The sequence below is a fragment of the Aeromonas sp. 1HA1 genome (genome assembly GCF_029237385.1).
Classification (GTDB): Bacteria; Pseudomonadota; Gammaproteobacteria; order Enterobacterales; family Aeromonadaceae; genus Aeromonas; species Aeromonas popoffii.
On record NZ_JAACGC010000052.1, the window covers coordinates 1 to 16,771 of the forward strand.

Annotated in this window: 13 protein-coding genes and 2 pseudogenes; 3 read left to right on the top strand and 12 right to left on the bottom strand. The window is 58.4% G+C overall.

The genetic code is table 11. The features are described 5' to 3' along the window. Window positions 1–537: 537 nt before the first annotated feature. Both GWQ22_RS15305 and GWQ22_RS15310 read right to left on the bottom strand, forming a co-directional pair. A pseudogene (locus tag GWQ22_RS15305) lies at window positions 538–624 on the bottom strand (IS5/IS1182 family transposase); the annotation flags it as partial. A gap of 170 nt (window positions 625–794) precedes the next feature. Beyond that, entirely contained in the window at window positions 795–2,024 is a 1,230-nt protein-coding gene (locus tag GWQ22_RS15310; protein WP_275930851.1) for a methyltransferase, read from the bottom strand. Window positions 2,025–2,277: 253 nt separating this feature from the next. Between GWQ22_RS15310 and GWQ22_RS15315 the strand changes: the two genes are divergently transcribed. Together GWQ22_RS15315 and GWQ22_RS15320 are read left to right on the top strand one after the other, a co-directional pair. Beyond that, on the top strand, window positions 2,278–2,856 hold the full coding sequence (locus tag GWQ22_RS15315) for an alkylphosphonate utilization protein (protein WP_042037370.1): 579 nt from the start codon (window positions 2,278–2,280) through the stop codon (window positions 2,854–2,856). A gap of 711 nt (window positions 2,857–3,567) precedes the next feature. Next, window positions 3,568–4,857: an alpha/beta hydrolase gene (locus tag GWQ22_RS15320; protein ID WP_275930840.1), complete on the top strand. Its 1,290-nt coding sequence runs from the start codon at window positions 3,568–3,570 to the stop codon at window positions 4,855–4,857. A gap of 86 nt (window positions 4,858–4,943) precedes the next feature. Here GWQ22_RS15320 and GWQ22_RS15325 read toward each other — a convergent pair. Then, window positions 4,944–5,252 (bottom strand): annotated as a pseudogene (locus GWQ22_RS15325) (PhzF family phenazine biosynthesis protein); the annotation flags it as partial. A gap of 240 nt (window positions 5,253–5,492) precedes the next feature. Between GWQ22_RS15325 and GWQ22_RS15330 the strand changes: the two are divergent. Further along, window positions 5,493–5,696: a hypothetical protein gene (locus GWQ22_RS15330; RefSeq protein WP_042037373.1), complete on the top strand. Its 204-nt coding sequence runs from the start codon at window positions 5,493–5,495 to the stop codon at window positions 5,694–5,696. A gap of 79 nt (window positions 5,697–5,775) precedes the next feature. On the opposite strand, the gene GWQ22_RS15335 is transcribed toward GWQ22_RS15330, so the two are convergent. From GWQ22_RS15335 to cmoM, 9 genes are all read right to left on the bottom strand, one after another. Continuing rightward, window positions 5,776–6,579: a hypothetical protein gene (locus GWQ22_RS15335; RefSeq protein WP_275930852.1), complete on the bottom strand. Its 804-nt coding sequence runs from the start codon at window positions 6,577–6,579 to the stop codon at window positions 5,776–5,778. Window positions 6,580–6,654: 75 nt separating this feature from the next. Then, window positions 6,655–7,158 carry a peptide deformylase gene (def, locus tag GWQ22_RS15340; RefSeq protein ID WP_275930853.1) on the bottom strand — a complete coding sequence of 168 codons (504 nt, stop codon included), beginning with the start codon at window positions 7,156–7,158 and terminating at the stop codon, window positions 6,655–6,657. Window positions 7,159–7,177: 19 nt separating this feature from the next. Further along, entirely contained in the window at window positions 7,178–7,627 is a 450-nt protein-coding gene (locus GWQ22_RS15345) for a GNAT family N-acetyltransferase (protein WP_275930841.1), read from the bottom strand. 133 nt (window positions 7,628–7,760) lie between these two features. After that, window positions 7,761–8,489 carry a DJ-1/PfpI family protein gene (locus GWQ22_RS15350; RefSeq protein WP_275930842.1) on the bottom strand — a complete coding sequence of 243 codons (729 nt, stop codon included), beginning with the start codon at window positions 8,487–8,489 and terminating at the stop codon, window positions 7,761–7,763. 6 nt (window positions 8,490–8,495) lie between these two features. After that, window positions 8,496–8,882, bottom strand: coding sequence for a septal ring lytic transglycosylase RlpA family protein (locus tag GWQ22_RS15355; protein ID WP_275930843.1), 387 nt, complete (start codon window positions 8,880–8,882; stop codon window positions 8,496–8,498). A gap of 272 nt (window positions 8,883–9,154) precedes the next feature. Beyond that, window positions 9,155–13,582, bottom strand: coding sequence for a chromosome partition protein MukB (gene mukB / locus GWQ22_RS15360; protein WP_275930844.1), 4,428 nt, complete (start codon window positions 13,580–13,582; stop codon window positions 9,155–9,157). Window positions 13,583–13,609: 27 nt separating this feature from the next. Beyond that, a complete protein-coding gene (gene mukE / locus GWQ22_RS15365) occupies window positions 13,610–14,347 on the bottom strand; it encodes a chromosome partition protein MukE (protein ID WP_042037378.1) in 738 nt (245 codons plus the stop codon). Continuing rightward, entirely contained in the window at window positions 14,328–15,662 is a 1,335-nt protein-coding gene (mukF, locus tag GWQ22_RS15370) for a chromosome partition protein MukF (protein ID WP_275930845.1), read from the bottom strand. Before mukF ends, mukE begins: the two co-directional genes overlap by 20 nt. Window positions 15,663–15,894: 232 nt before the next feature. After that, entirely contained in the window at window positions 15,895–16,671 is a 777-nt protein-coding gene (gene cmoM / locus GWQ22_RS15375; protein ID WP_275930846.1) for a tRNA uridine 5-oxyacetic acid(34) methyltransferase CmoM, read from the bottom strand. Window positions 16,672–16,771: the final 100 nt, after the last annotated feature.

Below are 16,771 nucleotides of genomic sequence, written 5' to 3' on the forward strand. Positions count from 1 at the left end.
CGGCCGCACGATGAAGAGCAAAAGTTAGCATGATCGTTACCATGTTCGGGAGTCACATAGGAGATCAGATCCTGGAAATCGGGAAAAGTGCCAATCAGTTCACAATATTTGTGTATAAGAGTCAGGGGTTACAGTGCCGGTGTCTACGGTACCTGGTATGACAACGAGGCTGATAAGTCAGGTCTGTATGTGGACACCTGGGTTCAGTACAGTTGGTTCCGCAATACGGTCACGGGTCAGGATTTGCCGAGTGAAGATTACAAATCCAAGGGTGTGACAGCGTCGGTTGAGAGTGGTTATGCCTTCAAAGTAGGCGAAAATGCGGCAAGTTAATAAAGAGTTCAACTTGTGGGGCAATGTTGGTCATCAAGTGGGCAACAAGGGTTACAGTGATACGGTCGTCATGTTGGGCGTTAAATATCACTTCTGAATATTATCAATCAACGATCCCCGCGTATAACCATAGGCGGGGATCGTTATCATCAATATTCCCTTTTTTGTAGAAATGACATGTTAGGCCGACTTACATTGATGGAAGTCATCAAGACGTGGACTACCACCACGAGGTGAGGGTTGTCGGTGTGGCAGTCGTGGTTGCAGGAATTTCCAGAGCTGCTTACTGATGAATTTTCATGCCCTGCCGCTTATGTGGGGATTGGCATCGTTCGAATCAACTCGGTTTTGTTAGCGGCTCTAATAGTGGCAGTGGGCCATGAAACTGACGCTGACTTGTCTGATGAGCCACAGTATGCCCCGCTGGCAGCAGGGCAATCCGGGGCAGGCCACTGAAGGGTTTATGCGAGCGAGGATCGCACGGCGCGGATCAAGATATTTCTGGGGGTCATGGGTTTGTCGCAAAACTCGCCCACTTCCACCCGGTAGCCCTGTTCTTGCAGGAAAAGCGCCCGATCGAGCGCCAACCAGATCTCGAGCGGCCGACGAAACAGATGGCGTACCAGCTCCATGCGGGCGACATCGCCATAACGCGCCTCCCCCTGCGCCAGAAAAGTGGCAAGGTCCATTCCCGCAGGCAGGGCTATCCCCTTGCGCTCGGCCGCCCATTCACAAAACGCCTCGAAACTGCCGGTAAGCAGGCTTTTTTGCATATTGGGCACCGGCAGATATTCGTTCACCCCGCGCACCTGGCGCTGCAGGCAGTCAAACCCGAGCCGCCACACCACCTCCAACTCGCGCAGGCGCGAGATGCGGGCACCTGAGGTCACCGTCTCCTGCAGCGGCAACCGCAGATCCGCCTTGGCCAGGTGTAGATCGCTGGCCCGAGCGGCGGCGGACAGGGGGACATAGTGAGAGCCACGGATCAGGTGATAGCAGCAAGGGGATATGGTCACCCCCTGGGCGCCACGCTCGGCCACCAGCGCCAGCAGATGGGTGTGCAGCTCGCCGCAGGCGTGCAGCGCCATGGCATGATGCTCGGTAGCAAGCAACTGGCCGGCATCGACCGCAAAGGCATCCGCCTGCACAAACTGCATGCGGGCCCCGTCACGCGCCGCCAGCCGACGCCCCTCCTCACAGAGCGGCCCTTGCAGCTCCAGACTCAGGATCTCTGCCCGGCGATGCAGGGAAACCAACCGCCCCAGATGCCCCTTGCCCGCGCACCACTCCAGATAGGAGCCTTGATGGGGTGGCAGGCAGCCGGTAAAGGCCTCTATCTGTGCCTGCTTGCGTCCCGGCATGTGCATCGCCATCTCCTTGGCGCACTGGATGGGCTCGGGGGTAAAGCGCGCGAGTTCACTCAGGGCATGCAACGTCTCCCCCGTCGGGATCCAGGGGGCTAGCAGGCCGCACAGCGCCACCATGTCACCATCGAGTCGATTGATCTGCTCAAGGGGCATGGCATTGAGCCGTGCGGCCAGCGCAGGGGCCTCGTCGGCGAATGCCAGGTTCAGGTGATGATAAGGTTGGTATTGCCACCAGCGCCGGGTCTCGGTCAGCAATCTATCCAGTTGTTGAAAACGTTGAGCCAGCACGCGTGCCCCTGCCTTGCAGTCAAAAAAGAGGCTTATTCTAGCGATCCCTCCCCAAAAAGCACTCGCCAATGCGGGTCTGCCGCCATGAAACCGAGCTCGGGCCTGGCAGGTGGTCATGCCCCCCGGCTTTGCCCCGGTAAGCCGCCGTGAGCACAGGTGTCAGCCTGGCAAACAACCTGTAGCCCGGGCGTTGGCCTGACAAAGCGAGGGGTTTTATGCTATGTTTCGCCCCCTCTTTACCCTGGTTCGCTCAGGCGGGCCATTTCACCAACATGAATGGAACCAAAACATGACCATCAATGCCATCCTGCAAGCGCGCGCAGACGCCAAGTGTGAACTGTGCGGCGCCGAACAGGCACTGACTGCCTTCACTGTGCCCCACTCACCGGCCAGCGATGATGATCACAGCCTTGCCCTGTGTGACACCTGCCGTGGCCAGCTGGAGCAGCCGGAGACCACAGTGGTCAATCACTGGCGTTGCCTGGGCGACAGCATGTGGAGTCAGGTTCCGGCGGTGCAGGTCATGGCGTGGCGTCAGCTGAAAAACCTGTCCGGCCAGGGCGAAGTGTGGGCTCAGGACATGCTGGATATGATGTACATGGAAGACGAGACCAAGGCCTGGGCCGAAGCCGGTCAGGCTGGCGACGATGACGACAGCGTACCGACCCTGGATTCCAACGGTGCCATGCTGGTCGAAGGCGATTCGGTTACCTTGATCAAGGATCTGGACGTCAAGGGCGGTGGCTTCACCGCCAAGCGCGGCACCCTGGTCAAGGGCATCCGCCTGACCAACAACCCGCTGCACATCGAAGGCAAGGTCAACGGCGTGCAGATAGTGCTGGTCGCCGCCTACCTGAAAAAAGCCTGATATAACCCGGTTTGCCAGTGATACCAAGAGCGCCCCACGGGGCGCTTTTTGCTGGCCACGCTATGCCGCATATACCTTCTGGTCATCGCCCAACCCAAACCGACGTCTCCTGCAACCGAGGCTATACGCAGCTAATGCGCCCTGTTTTGCCTCGCCCCCCCCCCGGCTTAAATGTGCGGTTTTTTTCGACATAAACTTGCCTCATACGGAAACCTTGTGGCACTCTGGGACGTCGATGGACAGACTCACGGACACCCACAGTGTCCCCACTGCAAAAGGAGCAACACAGATGGCCAAAGCCAGCAAGAAAGATATCAAGAAGAAGATCGCCGCTCGCCTCGAGAAAATTGCCAAGCACGAAGGCAAGATCAAGAAGCTGAAAAAAGCCCTGAAATAAGGGCCGGCATGATAAAAAAACCGCCATCAGGCGGTTTTTTTATGGCGGCATTAGCCGCAAGCCACCCCCAATGGCCATGGCTGCCAACGCCTGGCCAGCACCAACACCTCTTGCTCCAGCCACAGGTTCGGCGCACCAGGAAAAGCCCTCTCGCGGCCCCCATGCAGTAAGAGGCTCGGCCCCGCAGGATCTGCCCGCAGCTTCACTGGTAAACCCGAGGTAAACACGGCAAGCTGGATGGGTCTGTGCCAGCCAGCACGCCACCCCGTTGGTACAAGCCTGCTTGCTGACACCATCTCTCCGAGGGCGACCCCATGACCCAGTCGACAAAACAGCCGCCGGTTTCCTCCTGGCATCTTTCCGATATCCGCGAGCTGGCCCACTTGCTCACCCAGGCCCTGCCTGCGGCAGTGCAGATCACCGAGGCCGTCCATCAGGCGGTGTTGAGTGGCATGGGAATAAGGGGTAAGGCCCAGGGTAAGGCCCGGGGGATCACGGGTCTGGTCTACAAGGGGGTACACGGCGCTGCCCATACCCTGGGCGGTGGCATCCATGCCCTGCTTGCCCGTTTTCCGCCAACGCCTCCCTTGCACCAGATCCCCGAAACGCCCAAACGCGCCGCCCTGCTCGCCACCCTCAATGGGGTGATGGGGGACAAGCTGGTCGAGAGCCACAATGCCCTTGCTACCCCCATGACACTGCGCTATCACGGTGAGCCCCTGGACTGGCACGCCATGCCGTCGAGCCTGCCCGCCGAGAGCCGGGTGCTACTGATGGTGCATGGCCTGTGCATGAACGATCTGCAGTGGCAGAGCCAAACCAGGGGGAAGGAAAACGAAAAAACGCTCAACCTAGGGGAGAGGCTGGCCGACGAACTGGGCTATGTGCCCGTCTATGTGCGCTACAACTCGGGCCTGCCCGTTGCGCAAAACGGGCGGGAGCTGGCTAGCCAGCTGGCCCAGCTGACACGCCATTGGCCTGGCCAGATCAGGGAGATTAGCGTGCTGGCCTACAGCATGGGGGGGCTGGTGATCCGCAGCGCCTGTCACCATGCCCGCCAGCGTGAGATGGACTGGCCCGACGTCCTGAAAAACATGGTGTTTCTCGGCACGCCGCATCATGGCGCCCCCCTTGAACACGCCGGTCACTGGCTGGAGCAGCTACTGCCAGCCACCGCCTATACCCAGCCCTTTGTCAGGCTGGCACAGCTGCGCAGCGCCGGTATCAAGGATCTGCGTCACGGCAAGGTGATGGACTCGCCGCCCCCGCAGGGCGATACGCACACCTTGCCCGATCCTCGCCCTCCCATGCCCTTGCCCACCGGCGTGGCCTGCTTCACGGTAGCGGCCACCACGGCGGCCAAGCGCGGTCTGCTGGCTGATCGGCTGATCGGCGATGGCCTTGTGCCCCTGCGCAGCGCCCTCGGCCAACATGACGAGGTGCGCCACCAGCTGGCATTCCCCCCTTCCCACTGCTGGATTGCCTACCGCACCAACCATATGGCCCTGCTCGGCAGCCTGCAGGTCAGTCGTCAGCTGCTGCAGTGGCTCACCCCCGTTCACGCAGAGTGCTGCCCGTCTGGGGAGCATGGTCAGAACGCATAGCGGGCGCAATAAGCCAAGGCTCGCTTAAGTTCGCACCAGCACAAGGTCAAAAACCGCCCGTGGGCGGTTATTTCATTGCGTGTCACTCACATCAATCTGGCTCGACCAAATACCCGGATTGAGCTGCCGGGTTCGGCCGGGATCTCGGCATGCAGGTGCGACGCCATCCCCATATCCTCCCCCTGGAAGAGATCTATGATGCCGCCGTGGGGCCAATGGATATCTCGCAGGTAACCGGCAAAGGCAGCGGTGGCTGCACCTGTGGCAGGATCCTCATAGACGCCACCATAGGCGAAGGGGTTGCGGGTATGAAACAGCTGATCCCGGGCGGCATGGGCCAACAATATGGTGACCAGCCCTTCCCTTTGCATCAGGGTTCGCCCCTGCGCCAACTCCTTCATGACCTCTCCTTGCTTGCATGCTGAAAAAGACGGGGGCTCACTCTGGCGCCTGTTTACGACCCCACGCCAGGGACTCGTGCAAACGCAGGCCATGCCGCCATCCATAAGATAAGCAGACCCAGCTTACCCGTTAAATTAAATGCCGCACAGGTGCCGCTTGGACGCCGCGGATCCGGACAATGGCAACTAGCCTTGTAATGCGTATCTGTATACGGTCCTGCAGTGGAGAACCCTATGTATTCGTACACCCTCACCTTCAAGGAAGAGATCGACAAGTTGACCGCCCCCGAGCAGGAGATCACCTTGCAAAGCCCCGCCCAGGCTGGCGACTTTATTATTCTCTCCGACGGCAGCCGCCATCAGGTGATGTTTGTCACCCACCGCGCCCACTACAGCAGCCTCTATCTCGATAAAGGGGTCAGAGTGCCGCAAAGCTAGCGAAGATCATCCCTCAGTTTGCGAAAGCAAAAGAGCGGCACCTGGCCGCTCTTTGATCTCTCTGTATGTGGATTTGCTGTCACAGCACCTTGATCACCGGTTGGTGCACTATCTCGACGTCGTTTTTATAGACCACCAGCTCACCCGGTGGCACGCCACGCTCACCCAGTACGGTGACAACACACTCGTAGCGGTAGGGGCCGCTTTTGAATTGATAGGTATGGTTGCCCCCCGTCCCATCCACCCTGACAGTGCCATGTTTCAGCACCAGATCCGGCTTGTCACTGAGCGCTTTGCCCTTGGCCCAGGAGGCGTAGCGATAGTGGCCATCGTCCAACTCGTCGATGCGGATAGTGAATTTCTCGGTCTGCCACATCAGCTCGGGGCTCTTGTACTCCCGCACACTGGGATGCAGACCGCTTTTCTGCCTGGCGATAAGCTCGGCTTTCAATTTGGCGGCCCGCGCCGTCTGATGATGGATACCGATCACTTTGCCATCGAAATCCATCCAGACCTCGCCACTGCCCAGCATGATGCCGCGCCAGCCCATGGTCTGCCAATCCTGTCCGACCCGGGAGCTGGCGATGCTATTTAAAATGGCGTCATCAAACACCTCGTCGAAACGGGTCAGCATCTCCGACGGGGTCTTGATGGCGGGAATGGGATACTCCTGCTTGAAGGGGTACTTCATTTGATTGGCAAGGGCCTGATGATCCCGGGCTTCGGCCGCATCGACAAAACGCTGCACGAAGGGGCGATATTCGGCTGGCAACCGCTCCTCGTCGGCAGATGCGGGGAGCGCTCCCCAAAATGTACTCAGCAACACAGTAGCCAACAACCCAATGCGTGTGCCAGTTCGGTTAAATAGCACCTTGATACTCATGGCAATACTGTGTGTCAGTTTCACGCCTCCCCCTCCCCATATCACTAAACCATCAAACGTTCTCATCAGAGAGTGCTAGCTTGCAGACTTGATGGATTTTTTCACTTTTTTCAGTGCCATATTCCGCTTGAGTGGAGAAAGATAATCAATAAACAGATGTCCATGAAGATGGTCAATTTCATGTTGCATGACAATCGCCAAGAACTCACTGCTCTCGATGGTAATGGGTGTGCCCTCTCGATCCAGTGCAGATACCACCACCGAGCGGTAACGCTCAACATCCGCATAATAATCGGGAACAGATAGACACCCCTCTTGCCCAAAAGCCTTGTCAGTCCCACTGTTCACTTCCGGATTGATCAATACCAGCGGTTGATCCCTGCTCTCTGACAAGTCGATAATAACGATGGCCTCTTGACGGCCGACTTGAGTCGCGGCCAAACCAATACCATTTTCCGTCGCATACAGGGTCTCCAGCATGTCGTCAATCAGCCCCTGCACGGCAGTGATATCCTCAACCCGTTCGGCTTTTATTCTCAACCTGGGGTCGGGAGCTGTCAAAATATCCAGAATTGCCATCATCACCCTCTATCAACCATTATTTTCTTACCAATGAGCGGGACAAGGAGACAAACGCCTGATCTCCCTCTATCACCTTGTAACCGAGGCGCTGATAAAACCGTATCGCCCTCTGGTTGTCTGTGAAGCTGGACAAGGTCACCCGGCATTTTCCCTCACGCTCTGCCTCGCGATGAAGCCGCGCCATGACGGCAGCGCCAAGCTGCCGACCCTGATACTGGGGGAAAATGATCAGCAAATGAACGTGCAGCGCATCGTCGTATGGTTTGCAACAGAGCAGACCAACACGCTCACTGCTCTGCAGGATCCACGAGAACCAATGCGGTTGATATGCGCAGGTTAAGCGCTCGCGCTGAAATTCGTCATCCCAGCCAAAGACCGCCTCAACATAGGGAAAGAGCCCCTGTTTGACCGTAGCAAAAACCTGTTCAAATTCACTTTGTGACACACCAACCAGCTCAACATCCATATATCCCCCTGCTCAAGCCATATCTTGGGTTCAGTAGCCAGATGCGTTTTTAAAACATACTGACAACCACAAAACTCTATCCTCAACACTCTATTTTAAAGACAAAAAAAATACTAAATATAAATTTATTATCTCAACAACAGTGCGTATAATTAGTAGATATCCCTTTGATAAAACCCATCCCTTCTTTTATTCTTTCCAGATTGGCTTTTGAGGTAAGCATCTCCACGACAAGAAACGCAACGTCCATTGCAGTGGATGGGCTACGTGAAGTGATAATATTCCCATCGATAACAATAGGTTGATTCAGTACGTGCACACCATACTCTTGCATCTGTCGTTGCCGTTTCTGGCTCAGATGATAAGTCGTACCATTGCGGCCACTTAGTACACCACTTTTGGCGATAGGCAATGCCCCCACGCATACTGAAGCAACCACTTTCCCTTTGGCATCAAACTCGTTAATCCATGCCAGCAGCCTTGGATCATATGCATCATCATAAAAGCCAGAACGACTCATACCTCCGGGTATCACAAGTGCATCAAACTCTTCAGTATCTATTTCATCAAATAGACACTCAGGTTCGACCGTAAAATTCCATGCGCATTTAATTCGTTGGTGAAAACCAACGGTGGTTAATTTTATGGGCTCAAGACCATAGGTTGTCGTCCACCCAAATGCATCCGTAAATACACAGGCTTCATACTCCTCAACGCCTTGGCACAAAAAAAGTATCACTTTTTTTATTTGCTTCCGTTCAGATACCATTGTATTTCCATCTACTATGTTCATCGAATTTCCATCTAGTGCGCTGATTTCCATTAATGCATCATCATATTCCAACAGACTCAGCAACATCATAAGCCGTCACAGCACCTCAACCTTTACCTTGATAATCCCATCGCGAATATTACCGATGCTGCTAAAGGCAGATTTGGATAGGTCGAGAATGCGCCCGTTTTTAAAGGCGCCGCGGTCATTGACCTTGACCACCACACTCTTGCCATTGGCGAGGTTGGTGACGCGCACCATGGCCCCAAAAGGCAAGGTCATATGGGCGGCACTATTGAGGTTATTGCGATAGCGCTCGCCGCTGGCGGTTTTTTTGCCGTGATAGCGGTCGGCATAATAGCTGGCATAACCGGTCTCGCTATAGCCGCGCCAGCTGCCGCCGTGACTCTCGTCATAACGGCTGCTACAGGCTGCCAGTAGCAGGCAAATAGATAACAGCAGCCCTTTCTGGATATGTTGCACCTTTCCCTCTCCTCTCTTCTTATTTCTGCTCGGCTCTATTCTCTGCTCTGCTCTGTTTTTTGTTCTTCTATGTGGTCCGTGACGCTGGCGGCACGTTCGCTAGCAGGCTCACCTTGCCATCGGTCCAATGCACTCGCCATGTTACTCGCCTTGTTGCCAGGCAGCAGTAACCGCGCGGCTACTTTGCCATATCTTCCATGCAAAAAGGGAGGCAAATGCCTCCCTTTCACCTATTTACCGGTCATCCCGTGTCAGAATGAGCCAGAAACAGGTCAGGCAATCAGCTTGTCATCGCTAAAGCCAAAGCCGCGCAGCCCCACCACATGCACATGCTCGTGCTTGCCCTGCACTTTACGGATGAGCTTGTAGGTGGTGCCCTTCTCGGGGCTGATGTTCTCCGGCGCCGCGATAAGCAGCTGCATATCCTGCCGCTCGCACAGCTCGAACAGGGTGGCGATGGATTTGCCATCCAGACGGGCCGCTTCATCGAGGAACAGCAGGCGGCAGGGGGCGATATCCTTGCCGCGCAGACGGCGGGACTCCTCCTCCCAGCTGATCAGCACCATCAGCAAGATGGCCTGACCGGTACCGATCGCTTCACCGGTGGAGAGCGCGCCGCTCTCGGCACGCAGCCAGCCATCAGCGCCGCGCTGCACCTCGATCTCCAGCTCCAGATAGTTGCGATAGTCGAGCAGCACGTCGCCCATCACCTGATAACTGCGATCCCCCTGCTCGGTTTGCGGGTTGAGGCGCTGGAACAGCTTGGCCATCGCCTCGGAGAAGCTGAGCTCCTTGTCGGCGAACAGATCGTTGTGCATGGCACTCTGATCCGCGAGCGCCGTCAGCAGACGGGTATGGGCCTCGCGGATATTGACGTTGAGGCGCACCCCGCGTACCAGACCGAAGGCGATGTTCTGCAAGCCCTGGTTAAGCACCCGGATGCGGTTCTGCTCGCGGCGGATGATGTTGGTGATCTTGGCAGCCACCTCGTGGGAGGAGAGCGACAGGTGATTTTCCCGCTGCTTGAGCTCGTCAGCCAGACGGGCCAGCTCGATCTCCATCTCCTCGATCGCTTCGACTGGATCATCGGAGCGGATGATGTCGTTGCGGATGCGATCTTTGAGGTAACGGTAAACCTGCACGTAGAAGGCGACCTTCTGCTCGGTGCTGCGGTTGCCCTCCGACAGACGCAGCGCATCGCGCAGCGCTTCGTCGTGCGCCACCGCCACCCGCAGGGCGCCGAGGGCCTTATCCGACATGGAGCGCAGCTCGTCGCTGTCGAGATAGGCCAGTTCGCGTTTGTTGAGGCGCTTCTCGACGTCGGTCTCCCGTGCCAGCCGCACCACCCGCGACCAGCTCGCCTTGTGACCCACCAGGGATTTGCGAGCGCTGTAGTAATCCTTGCCCTCGAGCTTGAGACGACCGCCAAGGGATTCGATTTCGCGCTTGGTCACCTGCAACTGGGCCTCGGCGCTGGTGCGACGGGAACGGGTGCGAATGAGCAGCTCTTCAATCTCTTTCTTGTGGGCGCGGGACTTCTCTTCCATGTCGTCAGACAGCGTCAGCCCCATGGCCGCCAGCTCCTGCTCGAACTCGGTCAGGGTCTGGCGCTTGGCCGAGGCGCTGGAATCGAGCGCGGTGCGCAGCTGCAACGCCTCGGTGTGGCGCTGGGCAATTTGCTTGTGCTGCTCCCCGGCAGTGCGGGCCGCCAGCTCGGCGGCTTTGAGCTTCTCTTTGAGTCGCTCGCTCATCTCGGAAGCCTTGCCCAGCAGGTCTTGCGCATCCTGATAGGCAAAGTGCGGCAAGCGGGCCACCAGCTGATCGAGGGCATAGCAACGGCGCTTCTGCTCGGCCAGCAATTCGCTCGTCTCGTCGAACGCCGCCTGCAGAGCGGCGAGATCCTGCGGATCCTGACGCAACACCTGCACCATGGTTTCAAGCTTCTCGAGCGCCTTGCCGTGCTTGGCGATAAAGGCTTCGGCCTGTTTCAGGGCTTCCACGTCGGCGTGGGCCGCCTCGAGGCGGGCTGCCAGATCGGCTTCGGCAAACAGATGGGCGAAGGGCAACATCCCCTGCACCAGCTGGATATGGCGGGCCAGCTGGGCGGTGGCCGCTTTGGCCTCGGCCAGCTGCTTGTCGCACTCGGCTATGGTTTCTTGCAGCTTGCGCTGCTCATGCTGCTTGGCCTGCACCTCGGCTTCGGGATCGGGGCGGAAGGCGATATCCAGGTGCTGGCCGATAAAGTCACGGAAGTGACCGTAGAGACGGTGGTACTTCTGCTGCTCAAAGGCGGCCTTGGCATAGCCCTCAATCAGATTTTCCCGCTCGAGATCGAGCTGCTCGATCCGTTTTTCCCGGGCGGCACGACCAAACAGCGGCAGCTCGGGGTAACGGGAGAAGCGCACCTGACGCTTGCTGGTGCGCACCAGCACGGCGTCCCCCAGCTCGTCCGCTTCCACCAGATCCTCGTCAAAGGAGTCGGGGTTGCCCTGAATGAGGTAGATATCTTCCGGGCAATCTTCCAGCTTTTTCAGCCGCTCGATGGCGCCCTCAAGGTCGAGCACCACCAGGGCGCTGCGGGCCGGGCCATACAGCGCGGAGTAGTAAGGGGCATCGTCGATGGAGATGTCGTCATAGACATCGGAGAGCAGCACGCCCCCCACCTGCTCGGCGATGCGGGCCAGGCGCGGATCCGCCTCGCCAGCCCCCAGTTGCAGGTTGCGAATTTGCAGCTCCAGCGCCTGTTTCTGCGCCGCGATGCGGTTGCTCTCCTGCTCGAGCTCGCGCTCCTTGTCGAGCACGCTCTGCATACCGGACGAGAGCGCCTCGGCGGTGGCGAGTGGCAATCCGCTCTGCTCGCGCAGCTGCTCGAGCTTTTCAAAGGATTTGAGCCAGCGCGGGGCCAGCTTGGTCAGCTCCGCGATATCACGGCCCAGCTGGGCGCCCTGATGCTCGAGGCTGGCGCGGCGCTGGTTCACCTCCGCCTGCTGCTCACTCAGCTCTTCCTGACGGGTACGCTGGGCCTCAAGAAACAACTCCAGCTCGTCTTGGCTCGCGATCAGCTGACCAGATGCCTCAGCCAGCTCGTCGCGCAAGCGCAGCAGCGCCTGCTGGCTGTCGCTCTCTTTCTCGAGGCGAGCCAGCGCGGCGCGCAGTCCCTGCCCCTGATTGACGCGGGCCTTGTCTTCGATATGACGCTTGAGCAGCGCCTGCGCCGTGGGCCAGGCGGCATCGCGGGCGGTTTCGGGGGCAATGCTGAGCAGCAGCGTCAGCGCGGCCTGATGCTCGGCTACCGCCGCCTTGGCCAGCGCCAGCTGTTGCTCGGCCCCCAGCATCCGGCTGGTGAGGCTCTGCTCGGCGGCGCGGAACTGGTGCAGGGTGTCGCTCGCCTGTTCGGCGCTCAGCCCCGGCAGCTCGCACTGCGCGCGGGCATTTGCCAGCGCCTGCACCGCCTGACGGTACTGGATGGCGCGGGTCTGCTGAATGTCCAGCGCCTGCTGGTAGTCAGCGAGCTGAGTCTTGAGGCTGTCTACTTCGGCCTGCGCCAGCTCCTTGCGCTCTTCCACTTCCAGCAGCTGGCTGTGGATCTCTTCTACTACTGCTTGTTGCTGTTCGAGTTTGTCAGTGAGATCCGCCAGATCGGCGCGATACATCTCGATCTTCTTCTGCAAGCTGACAGCAGCCATCACCTTGGCCAGATGCTCGGCAGCCGATTCCAGCTCGTCGGTCAGCAATTTCTCGCGGTTGGTGAGCTGCTCCACCTCGTCGGCCAGATAGATGGCGCGCTGGCGCTCTTCGGTCAGAATGCGGCGTTTCTGTGCCAGCTCCTGACGCGCCTTGAGCGCCAGCTCGGAGAGACGGGTCTTTTCGGCAGCGTTGCGCACATAGTCAGCCGCCACATAGTGGGTGGTCTCGGTGATCAGGTTCTTGAAAAGATCCCGCTGACCTTGCGTCTCTTTAATGGCTTCCAGAGTGCGGCGGTTTTCATAGATGGCCGCCTCCATGTCCGCAAACGCCTTGCGCACGCCGGAGTTCTCCGGCAGCAGGTATTCGCGCAAGGATCGGCTGATGGACGAGGAGATGCCACCGTAGAGAGAGGCTTCGATCAGACGGTAGAACTTGCCGCGATCTTTTTGATCCCTGAGCTTCTTCGGGGTGATGCCGAACTCGAACATAAAGTTGTGATAGTCGGTCACCGTATTGAACTTGGCGACCTTCAGCGCCCCCAGCTCGGCGGCCGCCCCTTTCAGATCGGCAAAGGCACGAATACGCCCCTTGCCACCATCGATTTTTTCCAGCAGCAGATCGGTGGGTTGCAGCTGCTCCGGCACATCCACCAGCGCGAACGGGGTGATGTTGACCTTATTGTCACGGTTTTGGATCTGCTCCAGGTGCACGCCGACCCAGATCCGCTGTTCGCGGCTGTTCATCACCTCCAGCACGGAGTAACAGGAACCCCGTTGCAGCTTGCCGTAGAGCCCCTTGTCGCGCGACGCACTGGAGGAGCCCGCTTCCGTGGTGTTGCGAAAATGGAGCAGAGACTGGTCGGGAATGAGCGCCGCAATAAAGGCCGCCATGGTGGTGGACTTGCCCGCCCCGTTGCCGCCGGAGAGCGTCGTCACCAGCTGGTCGAGATCGAAGGTGCGGGCGAAGAAGCCGTTCCAGTTGACCATGGTCAGGGATTTGAATTTGCCTCTCACGACGTTGCCTCCATCAGGGCCTTGTATTTAACGCGGCAGGTCATCTTCTACCTCCAGTTCAAGCTGTTCTTCATCAAGATCCGCTTCAATGTCTTCAAACAGCGAGTCGCTGCTCGGCATCTCGTCATCGTGGAAGATCGCCTCACCTTCCTGGATCATCCGCAACTGCACGGCGCGGGGATCTTCGTCGGAGCGCACGTCAGCGGCAAAACGGAATACCGATTCGTTGACCCGAAATTTGTCGCTGTTGCCAAGGGCGGTGATCATGCCAAGGCGGCGCAGGCGGCGCATGGAGGTGCGGATCTTTTCGAGCAGCTTCTTCTTGTCGAGATCGGTGCCGCCGGAGCGGCTGTTGACCATGCGCAGCAGCTGCTTCTCGTCGGCCAGGCTCAGCACCTCTTCTTGCAGCTCGCCCATGGCGAACACCCCTTCCGAAGCGAGCCGGTCAGGGCTTAAGAACAGGTAGCAGAGCACCTTGCCCACCAGCATATCGAGCTCGGAGAGCACAGTGGTGCCGATGTCGGCGCTGGGGCGCGGACGCAGGTAGAAGAAGCCTTCCGGCGCCTTGATGAGTTCCACCTGATAACGGCCGTAGAAGATCTCCAGCTCGTTGTGGTACTCCACCAGCGCCGAGTGCTGTTCGAAATCGTCGGCACTGATGTGACGGCCCGAGCGCAAGGCGGTATCGATGCGCGGAAACAAGGGGTTGGCAATCGCCTCTGCAAGCCGCAGCGGCAAGGGAAACTCAGTATTGATCAATGACATAGGCCTGAACCTTGGATCCAGCTTGGTTAATGGGTTTCCATGCGGGTTGGTGGTGCAGCTCGCGCTCACCGCTGGCATGGCCCAGGCGCACGGCCTGGTCGATCAGAAGACGCGCCACATCGAAATGGGCGTGAGCCGGGTAATCCAGCAGGTATTCCCGCAGCACATCGGCCAAGTCCAGCTGATGGCCCTGTTCGGGGTAACGGGCCAAGTAGCGCTCGATGCGCTCGGCCAGCTCCTGGTTGATGTCCACCATCTCCATGTACTCCATCTCGAGGGGCATCTCGCCGGTCACCTCCTCGTCGTGAATGGCGATGGTTTCATCCCGCAGCTCCAGCAGCCGGGGCTCCTCGGCGATACGCAGCAGCCAGTTATGCTGCTCGAAATTGCGGATAGAGTCGCGCAGCCGCTGGCTGAAGGCGCGGTTCTTGTCCATGTCGATGGCGTTGCGGATAAATTTGTGAACGTGCCTGTCGTAGCGGGACCAAAGCTCGATGCACTGCTGGCCCCAGCTGGTGATGACGTCAAGCCGCCCTTGCAGGGCATGGGTCAACTCCTCGACGTGGAACAGATCGTCACGCCCCTGGGCCACTTCCTGAATGTTGAGCAGCCCCGCCTGCAGGCGGTGGCCGGCGGCGTCCAGGGTATCTTGCAGCTCGCGCAGGGTCTGGCCGGTCTCGTGCAGCAGTTTTTCGCAGCTGTGAATGGCATCGACCCAGTTCTGGGTCAGCAGGGCCGCTATCTCGCTCTTGACCTGATTTTGCTGCTCATCCATGGCGCGCTGGGTGAGATCGATGCGCCCCAGGGTCTCTTCCAGTGAGAAGGTGAGCCGTGGCAGCACCTCGGCATCCCACTGCTCGCGGGTATTGGTCTCGAGCGCCGCCTTGCGGGTGGTGTCGAGCTCAGTCGCCAGGTGTTCGAGCAGGATGGAGAGCTTGATGGAGTCGACCTGGCGCTGATCCATGAAGAAGTCGACGATCCCCATTCCCAGCCGCGACAGACGATAGAGACTCTCCCCCGCCACCATGTCGGTGTTGAAGCGCGACAGTAGCTGCTGGCGAATGAGGTCGTTGATGGCGTTGTTGGCGCGACCGGTCAGAGTCTCGTCCATCTGGCCAAAGGCGTTGCTGACGTAGCCAAAGGCATCGTGCAGCGCCGCTTCCGACAAGTCCGATTCATCTTCGGACAAGGTCTTGATTGCAATCAGAAAGGCCAGCCGGTCGGTAGGCAGGCTCAGCGCCAGCTCCTCCTGCCTGACCCACCCTACTATCTCCGGCACAGAACGCTCGGGCAGGGTACGGGATGTACTCATCATGACGTCATCATCTCGTTGTTATCCATTTGGATGGCCTCATCATGGAAATCTGACCATCTCGTTGTTATCCATCGGGATGGCCTCATCATGGAAATCTGACCATCTCGTTGTTATCCATCGGGATGGCCTCATCATGGAAATCTGACCATCTCGTTGTTATCCATCGGGACGGTCTCATCATATGAAACTGACCATCTCGTTGTTATTACAAGGCTGCCAGACAGACTGCTTGTCAGCTTGACGGTTTCTGCGCCATCACATGGATATAGCGACCCAGGGAGATAAACGGCTCCTGGCGGCAATATTGCTGCTCCATGGCCAGCAGATCATCGAACTTCTCGACCTGATCCTGCTTGTGGCGCATGTAGTCGTGGATGACCCGCACCCCTGTCTTGCCGATGATCTTGAGCCCCCCTCGCCCAATCCAGTCGTACACCTGCTCCGGTAACTGCGGATTGGTAGGGGTCAGGGTGGTCTGGCGTTTCTTGCGAAGGCCGAGGCGCACATAGTCAAAATTACCCACCACCAGGCTCTGAAACAGCAGGCCATGACGGTTGTAAAAAAGCAGCGACAGTATGCCCCCTGCATTGACGAAAGGGAACAGACCGAGCAAGGTCTGGCGCGGCTCGGCGAGCCACTCCAGCACGGCGTGACAGAGCACCAGATCAAAGGTGCCGGTCACGTGGCTCTTGAGATCCTGAATGGGGCACTGGATGAGACGAATTCTCTCTTCCAGCCCCTTTTCAGCGATCTGGACCCGTGCAAGTTCAAGCATTTCGGCGGAGAGATCGCACAGCTCCACCTGATGACCCATGGCCGCCAGCTTCTGGGCAAAGTAGCCAAATCCGCCCCCCGCATCCAGGATGCGCAGGGGCCGGTTGCCAAGGCGAGCCAGGCAGGCTTCGATATCGCTCCACACCACAGTGGTGCGAATGCGCCCCTTGGTGGAGTCATAAATGTTGCGAGCGAACTTGTCGGCGCGCCCGTCAAAACTCTGATCTTGCTTCAAGACACACTCAACTTTTGGCCACAGGATTGGGCCTGACGAAAAAAGAGGGGTATTCTGTCACATCCCGAATTTGCTGAAAACTCAAGGACGACATCCCGGT

Coding starts and splice junctions, on each gene's coding strand:
- GWQ22_RS15315 (WP_042037370.1), top strand. CDS start 2,278: ATGACCATCAATGCCATCCTGCAAGCGCGCGCAGACGCCAAGTGTGAA.
- GWQ22_RS15320 (WP_275930840.1), top strand. CDS start 3,568: ATGACCCAGTCGACAAAACAGCCGCCGGTTTCCTCCTGGCATCTTTCC.
- GWQ22_RS15330 (WP_042037373.1), top strand. CDS start 5,493: ATGTATTCGTACACCCTCACCTTCAAGGAAGAGATCGACAAGTTGACC.
- GWQ22_RS15335 (WP_275930852.1), bottom strand. CDS start 6,579: ATGAGTATCAAGGTGCTATTTAACCGAACTGGCACACGCATTGGGTTG.
- def (WP_275930853.1), bottom strand. CDS start 7,158: ATGGCAATTCTGGATATTTTGACAGCTCCCGACCCCAGGTTGAGAATA.
- GWQ22_RS15345 (WP_275930841.1), bottom strand. CDS start 7,627: ATGGATGTTGAGCTGGTTGGTGTGTCACAAAGTGAATTTGAACAGGTT.
- GWQ22_RS15350 (WP_275930842.1), bottom strand. CDS start 8,489: ATGATGTTGCTGAGTCTGTTGGAATATGATGATGCATTAATGGAAATC.
- mukE (WP_042037378.1), bottom strand. CDS start 14,347: ATGTCATTGATCAATACTGAGTTTCCCTTGCCGCTGCGGCTTGCAGAG.
- mukF (WP_275930845.1), bottom strand. CDS start 15,662: ATGATGAGTACATCCCGTACCCTGCCCGAGCGTTCTGTGCCGGAGATA.